This is a genomic window from Micromonospora sp. NPDC050397 (genome assembly GCF_044901685.1).
Lineage (GTDB): Bacteria > Actinomycetota > Actinomycetes > Mycobacteriales > Micromonosporaceae > Micromonospora_G.
Genome location: NZ_JBJDPS010000007.1, coordinates 1 through 14,981, shown reverse-complemented (window position 1 = coordinate 14,981; position 14,981 = coordinate 1). Strand labels below are relative to the sequence as shown.

At 72.3% G+C, this 14,981-nt stretch carries 12 protein-coding genes; 3 read left to right on the top strand and 9 right to left on the bottom strand.

Going from position 1 to position 14,981, the window contains the following annotated elements; all coding sequences use genetic code 11:
* Positions 1-47: 47 nt before the first annotated feature.
* From araA to ACI2K4_RS23130, 7 genes are all read right to left on the bottom strand, one after another.
* On the bottom strand, positions 48-1,559 hold the full coding sequence (araA, locus tag ACI2K4_RS23160) for an L-arabinose isomerase (RefSeq protein ID WP_404514101.1): 1,512 nt from the start codon (positions 1,557-1,559) through the stop codon (positions 48-50).
* Positions 1,560-1,591: 32 nt separating this feature from the next.
* A complete protein-coding gene (locus tag ACI2K4_RS23155; protein WP_404514100.1) occupies positions 1,592-2,272 on the bottom strand; it encodes an L-ribulose-5-phosphate 4-epimerase in 681 nt (226 codons plus the stop codon).
* Positions 2,269-4,008: a ribulokinase gene (gene araB / locus ACI2K4_RS23150; protein WP_404514099.1), complete on the bottom strand. Its 1,740-nt coding sequence runs from the start codon at positions 4,006-4,008 to the stop codon at positions 2,269-2,271. The genes ACI2K4_RS23155 and araB overlap by 4 nt, the downstream gene beginning before the upstream one ends.
* 248 nt (positions 4,009-4,256) lie before the next feature.
* Positions 4,257-5,243 (bottom strand): LacI family DNA-binding transcriptional regulator, encoded by a 987-nt coding sequence (locus ACI2K4_RS23145; protein WP_404514394.1) that lies wholly within the window; start codon positions 5,241-5,243, stop codon positions 4,257-4,259.
* A gap of 487 nt (positions 5,244-5,730) precedes the next feature.
* Positions 5,731-6,741, bottom strand: coding sequence for a sporulation-delaying protein SdpB family protein (locus ACI2K4_RS23140; protein ID WP_404514098.1), 1,011 nt, complete (start codon positions 6,739-6,741; stop codon positions 5,731-5,733).
* A complete protein-coding gene (locus ACI2K4_RS23135) occupies positions 6,735-7,436 on the bottom strand; it encodes an SdpA family antimicrobial peptide system protein (protein ID WP_404514097.1) in 702 nt (233 codons plus the stop codon). The genes ACI2K4_RS23140 and ACI2K4_RS23135 overlap by 7 nt, the downstream gene beginning before the upstream one ends.
* 22 nt (positions 7,437-7,458) lie before the next feature.
* Positions 7,459-8,073, bottom strand: a complete 615-nt coding sequence (locus tag ACI2K4_RS23130) for a hypothetical protein (protein ID WP_404514095.1) — start codon at positions 8,071-8,073, stop codon at positions 7,459-7,461.
* Between the two features lie 211 nt (positions 8,074-8,284).
* Between ACI2K4_RS23130 and ACI2K4_RS23125 the strand changes: the two genes are divergently transcribed.
* Positions 8,285-8,788: a Calx-beta domain-containing protein gene (locus ACI2K4_RS23125; RefSeq protein WP_404514094.1), complete on the top strand. Its 504-nt coding sequence runs from the start codon at positions 8,285-8,287 to the stop codon at positions 8,786-8,788.
* On the opposite strand, the gene ACI2K4_RS23120 is transcribed toward ACI2K4_RS23125, so the two are convergent.
* The gene (locus tag ACI2K4_RS23120) at positions 8,782-12,051 is read right to left on the bottom strand and encodes an AfsR/SARP family transcriptional regulator (RefSeq protein ID WP_404514093.1); all 3,270 of its coding nucleotides are present in this window, start codon (positions 12,049-12,051) and stop codon (positions 8,782-8,784) included. The two genes, ACI2K4_RS23125 and ACI2K4_RS23120, sit on opposite strands and share 7 nt — an antisense overlap.
* Positions 12,052-12,233: 182 nt before the next feature.
* Between ACI2K4_RS23120 and ACI2K4_RS23115 the strand changes: the two genes are divergently transcribed.
* A complete protein-coding gene (locus ACI2K4_RS23115; protein ID WP_404514092.1) occupies positions 12,234-13,724 on the top strand; it encodes a PLP-dependent aminotransferase family protein in 1,491 nt (496 codons plus the stop codon).
* Between the two features lie 80 nt (positions 13,725-13,804).
* On the opposite strand, the gene ACI2K4_RS23110 is transcribed toward ACI2K4_RS23115, so the two are convergent.
* Complete coding sequence (locus ACI2K4_RS23110) at positions 13,805-14,353, bottom strand: PaaI family thioesterase (protein WP_404514091.1); 549 nt, start codon at positions 14,351-14,353, stop codon at positions 13,805-13,807.
* A gap of 108 nt (positions 14,354-14,461) precedes the next feature.
* Here ACI2K4_RS23110 and ACI2K4_RS23105 point away from each other — a divergent pair, with 108 nt between their 5' ends.
* Complete coding sequence (locus tag ACI2K4_RS23105; RefSeq protein WP_404514392.1) at positions 14,462-14,881, top strand: winged helix-turn-helix transcriptional regulator; 420 nt, start codon at positions 14,462-14,464, stop codon at positions 14,879-14,881.
* The last annotated feature ends 100 nt before the right edge of the window (positions 14,882-14,981 follow it).

Sequence of the window (14,981 nt, the reverse complement as noted above, 5' to 3'; positions counted from 1 at the left end):
GTCGGCCGGGGGGCCGTCGGCGGGTGGTGCGGACAGAGCGACTGGCCTCATCCCCTGCCCGGCAGCCCTTGGGCGAGCCGGTAGTAGGCCTGGTTCCAGCGCATCCGGTCGGTGAAGCCGCCGGTGGTGGTCTGCTGGTCGATCACCAGCAGTTCGGTGCGGAGCATGTGGGCGAAGTCCTGGAGGGTCTCCACCCCGACCTCCTGGGTCAGCACCGTGTGGTGCGGCCCGCCGGCGGTGAGCCAGCTCTCGGCGGAGGTGGAGAGCGACGGTGCCGGCTTCCACACCGCGCGGGCGACCGGCAGGTTCGGCAGCGGCTCGTCCGGCGGCACGACCTCGATCTCGTTGGCCACGAACCGGAACCGGTCGCCGAGGTCGGCCAGGCCGATCACCACGCCGGGGCCGGGCCGCGCGTCGAAGACGAGCCGGACCGGGTCCTCCCGGTCACCGATGCCGAGCGGGTGGATCTCGCACGACGGCTGGTCGCTGGCGATGGTCGGGCAGACCTCCAGCATGTGCGCGCCGAGGATCTTCGGCTCGCCGGGGCCGAAGTGGTAGGTGTAGTCCTCCATGAAGGAGGTGCCCCGCCCGGTCCCGGCGCCCATCGCCTTCACCGCGGCGAGCAGCGCGGAGGTCTTCCAGTCGCCCTCGCCGCCGAAGCCGTAGCCGTCGGCCATCAGCCGCTGTACGGCGATGCCGGGAAGTTGGCGCAGCCCGCCCAGGTCCTGGAAGTTGGTGGTGAACGCGCCGAAGCCGCCGGTGGTGAGGAACTGCCGCAGGCCGAGTTCGATCCGGGCCGCGTAGCGCAGTTCGGCGTGGCGGTCACCGCCGCGCTCCAGCCCCGGGGCGAGCCGGTACTGGTCGGCGTACTCGGTCACCAGCTTGTCGATCGCGTCGTCGGCCACCCGGTCGACCAGCTCGACCAGGTCGTTGACCCCGTACGTGTTGACCGAGACGCCGAACCGCAGCTCCGCCTCGACCTTGTCGCCTTCGGTGACCGCCACGTCCCGCATGTTGTCACCGAACCGGGCCAGCCGCAGCGTACGCAGGTGCGCGTAGCCGGCGGCGGCACGGGCCCAACCGTCGATCCGGGCGACCAGGGCCGGGTCGGAGGCGTGACCCGCCACGGTCTTGCGGGCCACGCCGAGCCGGGTCTGGATGAACCCGAACTCGCGGTCGCCGTGCGCGGCCTGGTTGAGGTTCATGAAGTCCATGTCGATCGACGCCCACGGCAGCGCCGCGTTGAGCTGCGTGTGCAGGTGCAGCAGCGGCTTGCGCAGCACGTCGAGCCCGCTGATCCACATCTTCGCCGGGGAGAAGGTGTGCATCCAGGCGATGACCCCGACACAGTCCGGGTCGGCGTTCGCCGCGAGCATGACCTGCCGGATGGCGGCGGCGTCGGTGAGCACCGGCTGCCACACCAGTTCGGCGGCGATCGGGCCGGTGGCGGCCAACGTACGTTGGATTTCCTGCGACTGGTCGGCGACCTGCTGGAGCGTCTCCGGCCCGTAGAGGTGCTGGCTGCCGGTGAGGAACCAGATCTGGGGTTGAGTGGCCATGGTGGTGGCGGGTCCTCCTGTCCCGGGCATGATCACGCCTGCCCGTACACGTTCTGGTAGCGGGCGTAGAGCGAGTCGATGTCGCGCTGCTCGATCGGCAGCGGGGTGCCGAGCTGGCGCGAGATGTGTACGGTGCGCGCCACGTCCTCGCACATCACGGCCGCCTTGACCGCCGCGCGGGCGCTCGCCCCGATGGTGAAGACCCCGTGGTTTTGCATCAGCACGGCGGGCGACCGGTGTCCGGTGAGGGTGGCGACGATGCCCTGTCCGATCGAGTTGTCGCCGATCAGCGCGAACGGGCCGACCGGGATCTCGCCACCGAACTCGTCGGCGATCATCGTGAGCACGCACGGGATCGGTTCGGCCCGCGCCGACCAGGCGGTGGCGTACGTGGAGTGGGTGTGCACCACCCCGTGCACGTGCGGCATGTGCTTGTAGACGTAGGCGTGCGCGGCGGTGTCCGACGACGGGGCGAGGTCGCCGTCGACCAGGTTGGCGTCGAGGTCGGTCACCACCATGTTGTCGGCGGTGATCTCGTCGTAGCTCACCCCGGACGGCTTGATCACCAGCAGGTCGGCACCGGGCACCCGGGCCGAGACGTTGCCGGCGGTCCAGACCACCAGCTCGTTGCGGGGCAGTTCGGCGTGGAGCGCGGCCACCTGCGCGCGCAGCGTACGGATGGTCTCCGCGACGGAGGCGGTCACGGTCGTCACCGGGTCACCTCGGCGGCGCTGGTCGTGCCGGTCTCGGTCGTCGTGGTCGCGGTCGTACCGGTCTCGGTCGTACCGGCCAGGGCCTGCCGGCGGATGGCGCGAAGTCTGCGCATGACCCCGTTCCCTCCCCTGCCGAAATGGTCGTGGAGCTGGCGGTACTCGTCGTACAGCTCGTCGTAGCGGCCCGCCGCCGCCTCGTCCGGGGTGTAGACCGAACGTTCGACCCGCCCCATCCGGGCCGCCGCCGCGCGCACGTCGGGGTACGCCCCGGCGGCGACCGCGGCGTGGATGGCCGAACCGAGTGCCGGCCCCTGGGCCGAGGTGATCAGCGACAGCGGCAACCGGGTGACGTCGCTGTAGATCTGCATCAGCAGCTTGTTCTTGGTCAGACCGCCGACGACAAAGAGTTCGGAGACCGGTACGCCGGCTCCGGCGAAGGTCTCGATGATGGTCCGGGTGCCGAACGCGGTCGCCTCCAGCAGCGCCCGGTAGACGTCCTCCGGGCGGGTGGCCAGGGTCTCCCCGACCAGCAGTCCGGAGAGTTCGTGGTCGACCAGGACCGAACGGTTGCCGCTGTGCCAGTCGAGCGCGACCAGTCCGTGCTGGCCGACCCGCTGGGTGGCGGCGAGTCGGGTGAGGTGTTCGTGCACGGTCAGCCCCGAGGCGGCGGCGGCCTCGCTGTACGCCGCCGGCACCTGGGTCTCGACGAAGTGGGCGAAGATGTCGCCGACGCCGCTCTGTCCGGCCTCGTACCCCCAGCTCCCGGAGACGATGCCGCCGTCGACCACCCCGCACATGCCCGGTACGTCGCGCAGCTCGTCGCCGTTCATCACGTGGCAGGTCGAGGTCCCCATGATGGCGACCATCTGGCCCGGTTGCAGCGCGTTGCCGGCGGCGGCGGTGACGTGCGCGTCCACGTTGCCGACCGCGACCGGGATGCCGACCGGGAGCCCGGTCCAGCCGGCGGCCTCGGCGGTCAGCGTGCCGGCGACCGCACCCAGGGCACCGATCGGCTGGTCGAGCTTGGTGGTCACGAAGTCGACGAAGCCGGGGTTGAGCGCGGCGAGGAACTCGGCGTCCGGGTACCGCCCGTCCTGGAGGATGCCCTTGTAACCCGCGCTGCACGCGTTTCGTACGTAGCTGCCGGTGAGCTGCCAGACGATCCAGTCGGCCGCCTCGACCCAGCGCTCCATCGCCGCGTAGACCTCGGGGTCCTCCTCCAGCAGTTGCAGCGCCTTGGCGAACTCCCACTCCGAGGAGATCAGCCCGCCGTAGCGGGGCAGCCAGGCTTCGTCGCGGTCGGCGGCGAGCTTGTTGATCCGGTCGGCCTGCGGCTGGGCGGCGTGGTGACGCCAGAGCTTGACGTAGGCGTGCGGCCGGTCGGCGAACCGGGGCAACTCGTTGAGCGGGGTGCCGTCGGCCAGGGTCGGGACCATGGTGCAGGCGGTGAAGTCGGTGCCGATGCCGACCACCGCCGCCGGGTCCGCGCCCGCGTCGGCCAACGCGGCCGGTACGGCGTGCCGCAGCACGTCGACGTAGTCGCTCGGCACCTGCAACGCCCAGTCCGGACCGAGCGGCACACCACCGGGGAGCGTGTCGGTGAGCACGGCGTGCGGGTACTCGTACACCGCCGACCCGAGCTCGGCGCCGTCCGACACCCGTACCACGACGGCACGGCCGGACAGCGTCCCGTAGTCGACTCCGACTACGAGGGCATCTGACGGATCGATCGACATGTCTGGCACCTTCATGGGGCAGGCGGACAGGGACCGGGCCTCGGATCGCAGGCTCGGACCCAGAGTGTTATCGCTAACAATTAGCGGGTCAACCGGGAGCCGTAACATTTCAGTAACGACAAGGCGATCTCCCGTGACCCAACTGGCTACATTCCGTTAGCCGGCGGCGGCCGGAACGCCGGGGTGGGCCGACGCCGGACGGGCCGGTGGCCAGGGGCGTCACCGGAGAGACCTGCGTCACGTCCGACTCAGTCCGGTGGCGGCGCCACACTCTGTCGGGAGACCAGGGTCGGCGCGACGGTGTACCGCTCGGTCGTCGGCCGTCCGGACTCGATCTGCTCCAGCAGGAGCGAGAGGCTCGCCCTTGCCACGGCACGGAAATCGGGCCGGACCGTCGTCAGTGGAGGGATGAAGTACGCCGCCTCGGGAACGTCGTCGAAGCCGACCACACTCACCTCCTCCGGCACCCGACGCCCGCGCTCGCTCATCGCCCGGAGGATGCCGAGCGCGAGGTGGTCGTTTGCCGCGAAGATCGCGGTGACCTCGGGCATCCGGGCCAGCATCTGCCCGGCGCGGTAACCCGACGCGGCCGTCCAGTCGGCCGGCATCAGCGGCGGCAACTCGGCGCCGGCCGCGCGCAGCGCCTCCTGCCAGCCCTCGATCCGGCCGGCGCTGTCGAACCACTCGGGCGGGCCGGAAACGTGCCAGACCGTACGGTGACCGGCATCGAGCAGGTGCCGGGTGGCGTCCCGCGCGCCGCTGACCTGGTCCACGGTGACCAACGCGGCCGACCGCTGCGGGTCGCCGTCGACGGCCACCAGCGGTACGTCCGCCGGCAACGCGTCCAGCGCCTCGTTGGCCGAGGTGACCGGGGCGATCACCATGATCCCGGCGACCCGGTGGTCCAGGTGCCGGGTGACCGCCTCGGCGATGGACGGCCGGTCGAGCACGCTGACGCTGGCCACGCTGACCGCGAAACCGGCTTCCGCCGCCGCCTGCTCGAACGCCTCCAGCAGGGATGCGGGGCCGTAGAGGGTGGAGTTCTGGGTGACCACGCCGATCGACTGCGACCGGCCGGTGACCAGGGTGCGGGCCGCCCGGTTCGGTCGGTAGCCCAGCTCGGCGATGGCGGCGCGGACCCGGCTGCGGGTCTGCTCGCGGACGTTCGGATGGTCGTTGAGCACCCGGGAGACGGTCTGGTGGGACACCCCGGCAAGCCGCGCGACGTCGGTCATCGCGGGATTGCGCGTCACCCTGTTATCCACTTCGCTACCTCACTCGGGGAAATGCTCACATATCGCCGCAGCGGGCGATGGGCGCCGCCAGGGAAACGATTATCGTCGGCCACCCCACGGGACCCACCAGCCCGCGAACGGGTACGACAACCGGCCCGTCCGGTACGCCCACCCTTCCGACCGATCCACATCGACACCGTGCGTCATGTCGATCGATCGGTGGGCGGATCGGCCCCACTCCTCTTCCTCCCGGGCAGGCGTCGCCCTGGTGGCGATCATGTTAGCGATAACACGACGCTCGTCAAGGGGCCACACCGCCTACCCGACCCGGTGGACGTACCCCGGGAACGGGCGTGGGCGACCACCGGACAACACCGGCGACCGCCCACGCCCGACCACCCAGGGTCACGACGTCCCCCACACCACCGTCACGACCGGACCACCGTCACGTCCTTACCACCGGCACGACCTCACCACCGTCGTGTGCTCACCACTGGATCGACCTTCGGACCGACGGCACCGTCGACAAGCCCGGTCGGGCCGGTTCCGGTCGGACCTCGCGGCGTCGCGCCGGCAGCCGGGACACCCGGTCGGCCAGCCGCAGCGCCGGCCGGGGCGGCGACAGGTGGTGCCCGATCGGCAGGAGGTAGAGCAGCAGGGCCGCGCCCATCGCCGTACTGAAGCTGATCAGACCCATCGCGATCGCGATCGACGCGTGGAAGAGCAGCCCGGCGACCAGCAGGCGGCGCTTCGCCGCCGGCCCGAGCAGGATCGCCAGCGCGAGGGCGAACTCGAGCGCCACCGAACCCCAGGTAAGCAGCGCCACGCCGAGTGACGAGTCGGTGACCACGTCGACCAGCGGGCGCAGCCAGTCGGGTGCCCCGAAGGTCGGGTTGCGCAGCCAGTAGTACAACGACGTCCCGTCGGCCCACTCGCGTACGCCGAGCTTCGCCACCGAGGCGTGCAGGTACAGCACCGCGACCTGCACCTGGACCAGGATCAGCACGACACACGCCACCAGCCGGGCCAGACCCGGCTCCCGTACGGGCGGGCGGGACCAGTGCCAGCGGCGCGGGTCGGTCAGCGTCACCGGGATCAGCAGCAGGGTCAGGACCGCCGTGACCTGGTCCCCACCGTCCACGATCGAGGTGTTGACCAGCAGGCTCCAGGAGACCCACCAGTGCAGCACACCGGTGAACCGGGGACGCCAACCGGACGCCACCACCAGCAGCACCGCCACGCTCAGCCAACGGGCCGCCTCGCCCTGCCAGGCCGGCACCACACACCACAGACCCGCCTGCATCGGGCCGGCGCAGACCGCGCCCTTGGTGCCGTCGGCCAGCGGCGACAGCAGCACCGACGAGCTGGTGGCGAGCAACGTACCGAGGGTGGCGAGGGCGAGCAGGGTCCGGGCCAGGCCCAGCCCCGAGCCCCAGGGCGCCTCGGCCAGCCTCGGTCGGGCCCACCGACCGAGAGAGATCAACGACCGGGTCAGCACGAGACCACCACCCGGATGACCTTCGACGGCATCACCGTCGGCAACCCGCGCCAGGCCCACGGCAGTACGTCCTGCATGACCAGGCCAACCTCGCCGCAGACGCTTCGCAGGTTGGAGACGTTCGCGACCCGCTGCGGGCGGGCCGACAACGCTCCCAGACAGTCGAGCGGCTCCCGCTCGCAGTCGGTCCACTCCTCCGGCCGCAACTGGTTGGCGACGATCGCCACCTCGGTCCCCTGCGACCGGTTGCGCCGGTTGAGCCCCATCAGACTCCCCGCGCCCTCGTGCGCGCCGACCGTCAACCGGTCCCAGCCGCCGTCGGCGCGGACGCCGTAGACCATCACGTCCGGCGTACGCGGACTCATGGTGAAGAAACCCCAACCCTCGGGCACCACCGTACGGAACGCCTGCGGGTTGCCGAACGGCAACTCGAAGGGAGTGGCCGGCAGCGCGGCGTGGAGCACGTACACCACGGCCACCGCGGCGAGCGCGATCAGCGTCGCGATACTCCGGCCCAGCCGCAGATCCACCCGGTCCCCGGCGGACGACTCCGGTTCCGGTCGGCCGTCACCCGCACCACCGGCGACGACGGTCCCGTCGGCGTCGTCGGTCGGCTCGGGACGATCCGTGTCCTCGGCTGTGCCGGCACTGTCGGCCGGTGTGCGGTGCCGCCACACCGCGCTGCTGGTATCCATCAGGCTTTCCTCCGTCCCTTCGTCAGCGCACGCTGAGGTTCTGCGCGATGGTGCGGATGGTGATCTCGTCCGGCAGGTTGCCGGTGGCGAACCGGTCCTTGATGCTGAGCGACCAGACCACGTAGATGTGCCGAACGATCACGATGATCCGGTAGACGACCACGTACCGCTGCCAGACCAGGATGGTGCTGGCCGAGGAGCCGCCGACGGCCACCTCCATCGCCTTGTCCATGGTGTCCCGGCCCCAGAGGTCGTCCAGCGCCAGCCGGGACTTCACCCCGAGGTCGTGCAGCGCCGGCGCGATCTCGTTGGGGTCACCGGACTGGACCCGGCTGGCGAACGACTCGCCCCACTTCTCGTCCTTGGCGATCGCCTCGCCGATCGCGTCCCTGGACCGCTTCGCCTCCTCGGTCCACTCGATCTTCGGCCGCTCCAGCCCGGTCAGGTGCCGGGCCGCCGGACCCTCGGCGAACAGGATCGCGTCGGCGAGTTCCGTCGCCTTGTACGCCGGAGCAGCCGCCGGCGCATCGGCCCGCACCTGGCCGGCGTACCCGAGACCGACCGCGACGATCGCGACCAGCGCGACCGCCCACACCCATCTCCTTCGAAACGCGTCGATGAATACCAACTCGTTCACCCTCCCTGACCTGCGATCTGGCGGATGCCCCCTCGGCACCCGCCTGAGATCAGGATCAGCCGATCCGGGCCGCGCCGGACAGGACCGCTGTCCCGCCCAGTTCACCGGGGTAGTGGCACTGGACACGAGGGGCGTCGATGTGCGCCACAACCACGCCACAACCGCCAACGGTCTTAATGGAGGCTCCACGGCAACCGAAGGAGAGGACCCGATGACACGTCCGCGCTGGCGGATTGGCCGGCTTGCCGCCACCGTCGTATTTCCCACGGCGCTGCTGGGTCTGACCCCGGCGGCCAGCCACGCCTGCTGCGACCCCGCCGACGACCGCCTGCTGGTCTCGGTGAACGGCACCATCTGCTGGGAGCAGCCCCCGATCGACGGCGCCCCGGCGACACGCGCACGAGACGGCCGGGCGATCGTCACCGTGACCCTGTCGCAGCCGGTGAAGGAGGCGGTCACCGTCCTGTTCCGCACCGCCGACGGCACCGCCGTCGCACCGGAGGACTACGTCGCGATCCGGCAGCAGCGGGTGACGATCCCGGCCGGCGCGAAGGGTGTCGAGGTGCCGGTGGAGATCCGGGACGACGGCCTGCGCGAGCCCGACGAGTGGTTCGTGGTCAGCATCTCCGACCCGTCCACCGGCACGATCGGACAGGGCCGGGCGGAAGTGGTGATCAAGGACGGCGCCCCGCCGAAGGGCCCGAGGGGTCAGTAGGCACCCGGAGCCACGGCTGGCCGTGCGTCACGTTCGAGACGTACGGCCAGCTCACCGGCCTCCGCGACGGCGTTGGCCCGCCGGTACAGCCCGACGGCGAGCCGCCAGTGGTGCTCGCTAGCGGTCCGGTCGCCGAGGCGCCGGCCCAGTTCGCCGAGATCCTGACGAACCCGGGCCTCCTCGTACGGGTCCGGTGTCCGTGCCCGCAGGGCGAGCGCGTGCCGGAGTTCGTCGCCCGCGCCGGTGAGGTCGCCGGCTCGCAGGTACGCCTGCCCCAGGTGGTGCCGGGTGACCGCCTCGAGGTGCTGGTCGGCCAGGTCGCGGGTGAGCGACAGGGCCCGCCGCAACGGGCTGATCGCGGCCGCCGGCTCGCCCTTGCGCAGCAGCGCCAGCCCGAGGCCGTTCATCGTCTCCGCCTCGTACCGTCGGTCGCCGATCGCCTGGTAGACCAGGAGCGCCTGGCCGAGGTGGTCCAGGGCGGCGTCGAGCCGCCCCCGGCCCAGGTCCGCCTCGCCGAGACTGTGCAGCACGGCCGCCTCCAGCCTGGGGTTGCCCACCTCCCGGCTGATCGTGAGCGCCTGCGCGAGATCGGTCGTGCCCAGTTCCGGCCGACCCATCCGGACGTAGGTGTGACCGGTGTTGTTGAGCGCGAGCGCGATACCCAGGCGGTAGCCGCTGGCGGTGTGGATGGCGAGCGCGTGCCGGAACGCGGTGACCGCCTCGTCGAACCGGCGCAGACCGCTGTACGCGGCGGCGATGTTGTTGTAGACGTGCCCGGCCCCGCGCCGGTCGTCGCTGGCCAGCATCAGCGGCAGTGCCTCGTGCAGGCTGGAGAGCGCGGCGTCGAAGCGTCTCGACATGATGAGGGCGACGCCGAGCCCACTGAGCATCAGCCCCTCGGTGGCCGGGTCGTTGACCTGGCGCGCCGCGGTCACCGCCCACCGGCACATCTCCACCCGCTCGGGCCAGTGCCCCCGGGAGTCGTAGAACCCGATCAGCAGGTACGTGAGCTGCCAGGCGGCGGTGGGCAGTCCCCGCTGGGCCGCGTACCGGGTGACCGGGAGCAGGTTGCCCCGCTCGGCGTCGAGAAAGGCGAGCGCGGCGTGGTGCTCGGCCGGGAACGGGGGTTGCGCCGGCGGGTGCCGCAGTACCGCCGTCACCCGGTCCCGCCCCGGGTCGAGCACCTTGTTCGCGGCGGTCGCGACCGCCAGATACCAGTCGACGATCCGGTGTACGGCCTCGTCCCGGGCCGGTGTCGTCTCGTCGACGGTGGCGCACTGCTGCGCGAAGAGCGCGATCAGGTCGTGGAACCGGTACTGGTCCACCCCGGTCTCGACGGCGAGATGGGCCACCACCAGTTCGTCGACGATCCGGCGGGCCTCGGTCACCCCCAGGTCGGCGACGGCAGCGGCGAGCAGGGTGTGGAAGGTCGGACCGGGATGCAGCCCGAGCAGCCGGAACAGCCGGGCGGCCGGACCGCTCAACGCCCGGTACGCGCTGGCGAACACGGTCCGTACGCTGCGCGAGTCGCCGTCGACACTGAGCGCGTCGAGCCGGTTCGCACCCGCCAGTTCGGCCACCAGCGTGCCGATCGTACGGTTCGGCCGGCTGGCCAGCTTCGCCGCCGCGATCCGCAGTGCCAGCGGCATCCGGTCGCAGAGCCGGACCAGTTCGGCCGCCTCGGCCCGTTCCCGCTCCACCGCGGCGGCGCCGAGCAGCCGGACCAACACGGCGAGCGCCTCGTCCACCGGGAGCACGTCGAGGCTGACCGGGCAGACCGCGTGGTGGGTGTTCAGCGCGGCGATGGCGCTGCGGCTGGTGACCAGGAGCATGGTGCCGGCACTGCCCGGGACCAGCGGCAGTACGTCGTCGGCGGTGCCGGCGTTGTCCAGCAGGATCAGCATCCGGCGGCCGTGCAGCAACGAACGGTAGAGGCTGGCCTGCTCGGTCGGCTCGGCCGGAACCCGGTCGGCCGGCACGCCCAGGCTGCGCAACATGTGCGACAGCGCGTGCCCGGGCGGCAGGGTCGCGTCCCGCTCGTGTCCGCGCAGGTCCACGAAGAGCTGGCCGTCGGGGAAGTGGTTGGCGACCCGGCGTCCCCACTGCACGGCCAACGCCGTCTTGCCGATGCCGGCCGGACCGGAGATGAGAGCCAGCGGCAGGTCCGCCTCCGGGTCGTCGAGCAGACGGTCCAGGACGGACAGTTCCGGTGAGCGGCCGGTGAAGAACCCGACCGGCGCCGGAAGCTGCCTCGGGGTCGGCATCGACGGTCCGCCGCCATCGGTCCTGTGCCCGCCGCCGTCGGTCGTATGCCCGCCTGCCTCGGCCGGGCCCGACCGGGCGGGCGCGTCGGACGTGCCGGACGCGGGTGGTGGGGCGGAGCCGGGCGGCCGGGACGACGTGCCGGTGGCACCGGGGTCGGGCAGCGGCTCGGGGTCGAGTGCCGGGTCGCGTCGCAGGATCCGGGTGTGCAGGCGGGCCAGGTCGGGGCCCGGATCGACGCCGAACTCCTCGGCCAGACCGACCCGCAGCCGCTGGTAGGCGTCGAGCGCGTCGGTCTGCCGGCCGCTGCGGTAGAGCGCCAGCATGAACAGACCGACCAGCCGCTCCCGGGACGGGTACTCCACCAGCAGGCGTTCCAGCTCGCCGACGGCTACGGCATGCCGGCCGAGCCGGAGTTCCGCGTCCCACCGGTCCTCCACCGCGACCAGCCGCACCTCGCCGAGTCGGTCCACCTCCGCCGCGCCCCACCCGGTCGGTTCGGCGTCGGCGAGGGCCACCTCGTGCCGCCACAGCCCCAGCCCCGCCCGCAACCCGGCGACGGCCCGCGCCGGCTCACCGGCGGCCAGGTCCTCGCGCCCCCGGCGGGCGTACTCCTCGAAGCGGATCGCGTCGACCGTCTCCGGGGCGAGCCGCAACGCGTACCCGGAATCCCTGGTCACCAGGACGTCTGGCAGGCCGCAGAGGGTCAGCGCCGAGCGGACCCGGGCGATGTGACTGTGCAGGGACTTGACCGCCGTACGGGGTGGACGCTGTCCCCAGAGCGCGTCGACCAGACGCCACTGCGGGACGACGGTGCCGGCCTTCAACGCGAGCAGACCCACCACGGCCCGCTGGCGTGCCCCGACGAGCAGCGCCGGACCGGCCGGACCGACCACCTCCACCGGCCCGAGCAGGCGGACCCACCGCTGCACCGGGGTAGCCCCGACCGGCTGGTCCGGGGCCGAGCCGGTGGCGTTCCCGACCGCCGACGTGCCCCCCACGGTTCCCCCTCCCGCGCGGGCGAACACGCGTTTCGAAGTCGCCTCCCCCGCAGCATAGGTCCCGTACCGATCGATGGACAGCAATCACCGTGGGTTCCGCGCGACCGATCCCGGACAGTTCCACAACCGGAGCACAACCGGCGGACAACCCGGCCGCAGCCCAGGTTCCGTAGACCGGAGTCATGCGTCACCAGGCGATCCTCACCATCCCGATCACCGTGACCCGGCAGGCCGGGCAGCCACTGCACGAACAGATCGCGACCCAGGTCGGCACCGCCGTTGAACACGGTCTGCTGGCACACCGTACGCAGCTCCCGTCGACCCGTACGCTCGCTTCCCTGCTGGGCGTCTCGCGGGGCGTCGCGACGGCGGCGTACGAGTTGCTGTTCACCCGCGGCTACCTGGAGAGCCACCCGGGCTCGGGGACGTACGTCGCCGGCCACCCGGCGTCGCGCCAGCAGCCCGGCGGCTCCGGACGGACCGGCGGCAACCCGGCGGCCCGACGCCGACCGGGGCCGACCGACCGCGCCGCCGCTCCGCCCCGCCCGCTGTCCGACCGGGGCGCCGCCGCGCTGCCCCGCCCGCCGGCCGGGCGGCCGGGGATCCTCGACCTGCGCCCCGGTCAGGTGGACATCGAGGCCTGCCCCCTGCCCGCCTGGCGTGCGGCCTGGCGGCGGGCGAGCTTCAACCGGCCGCCGGCCCAACCGCTGCCGCCGCTCGGCCTGCCCGAGCTGCGCCGGGCCGTCGCCGAGCACCTGGCCCGGCAGCGCGGGGTGACGCTGGCCGGGCGGGACGTGATCATCACCGGCGGCACCGCGCACGGGCTGCGGCTGGTCCTCGACGCGTTGGGGCTGCGGGGGCGCCAGGTGGCGATCGAGGAGCCGGTACCGCCGGCCCTGCACCGGGCGGCCGGCGGTGAGACGGAACGTCCGGCCGCGCTGCCGGTGGACGGCGACGGCGCCCGCGTCGACCTGGTCGGCCCGGCCTGTCGGGCGATCGTGGTCAGCGCGGACGCCCAGGTGCCGCTCGGACACGTGCTCTCCGCGCCACGGCGCCGGGCGGCGGTGGCGTGGGGCGCGAGCACCGGCGGGCACATCGTGGAGATCGCCTGCGACCCGGTGTTCCGGCCGTCGGTCAGTCAGCTCCCCCGGCTGTACGGCCCCGCGGGCACCCGGTCGATCCTGGTCGGCGGCTTCTGCGAGCTGCTCACCCCGGCACTCAACCTCGGGTACGCGCTGGTACCGCGCGACCTCACCGCCCCGGTCGCCCGACTGCTCGGCGAGTACGCCGCCGCACCGCCGTACCTGACCCAGCTCGCGCTGGCGTCGCTGCTGCGCGACGGGGTGATCGTGCGACTGATGCACCGCCTCGGTCGCCGGTACGCGACCCGACGGCGGATCGTCGAGTCGTCGCTCGCTCCGCTGCGCCGGGTCCGGCTCGGCGCCCGCCACGGGGTGAACACCGAGGTGCTGCACCTGCCGGACCAGCTCGACGCACGGCAGGTGGCGGAACGGGCACTCGCCCACGGCGTACGGGTGTCGACGCTGGCGCCGTACCACTTCTCCGGGCGGCGGGTGCCGCCGGCACTGGTGATCGGCTTCGGCCACCAGCCGGATTCGGAGCTTCGCCGGAGCATGTCCCGCCTGGTCGACGCCCTCTCCGAGCCGTTCTGACGCCGGACGCACGGCCCGGGCCACCCGTCCGGCGTGCCAGGTCGCCGGTAACCGGTGTGGCCGGGTCGCCGGTGGTCGGATTACGTCGCCGGGGCGTCCAGGTCGAAGATCAGGCAACTGGAGGTGGCGTGGGCGATCAGCCGATCGGCGCCGTCGAGCACCCTCGCCTCGGCCAGTGCCGTACGCCGGCCCCGTTGCAGCACGGTGCCCTCGCAGCGCAGCGTGCCCGAGGCGACGGTGGCCGGACGCAGGAACTTCACGTTCAGGTCGAGGGAGGTGTACCCGACGCCGGCCGGCAGGGTGCTGTGCACCGAGCACCCGGCGGCGGTGTCGAGCAGCGTGGAGAGCACGCCGCCGTGCACACTGCCGAGCGGGTTGTAGTGGAACTCCTGGACCACCAGCTCGACCGTCACCCGGCCCTCGTCGGCCGTCATCCGGGTCATGTCGATCAGGTGCATCACCGGCGGTGGCGGCAGCTCGCCCGCGATCATCGAGCGGAGTGTCTCGAGCCCACCGCGCCGGCCCACACTCGCCGCGTTGACCGCCGGGTCGCTCCAGGTGAAGGTACGGCTGCGCTGCCCCGGCTGCTGGATCCCGGCCGCGGGACCGGCGGGCTGAGTCTGAGTCACGAACGCAGCGTCGCAGGCGTTGCTGGGTCTGTCAATCAGACCTAGCCTGTCGGTGTGACGTCGACGGTGGTGGACTGGGAGCCGGACAACTGCACCATCGCGCGGGCGATGGCGATCCTCGGCGAACGCTGGACCGTGGTGGTGCTCCGCGAGGTGTTCACCGGCGTACGTCGCTTCGACGACATGCGCGTACGGACCGGCATCCCCCGCCAGGTGTTGACCAACCGGCTGGCCGGACTGGTCGAACAGGGTCTGCTGCGCCGGGAGCCCTACCGGGAGCCGGGCGCCCGGCAGCGGCACGAGTACCGCCTCACCGAGAAGGGCCTGGACCTCTGGCCGGTGCTGGTCGCGCTCCTGACCTGGGGCGACCGTTACCTGGCCGACCCGGAGGGCGCACCGCTGGTCGCCGCACACCGCGACTGCGAGGCCCCGGTACGGATCGAGTTGCACTGCGCCGACGGGCACCAGGTCGCCGGCCCCCGCGACGTGGTGCCACGCCCGGGGCCGGGCCTACGCCAACGCCACTGAAGCGTAAGGAAGGGCCCCTTATTAACGCATAGCGCTCGGGTTCTAGGGATCGTTGCAACGCCTGATCGTGTCAGGGGTTGTGATGTTCGAGGTTCGCAGC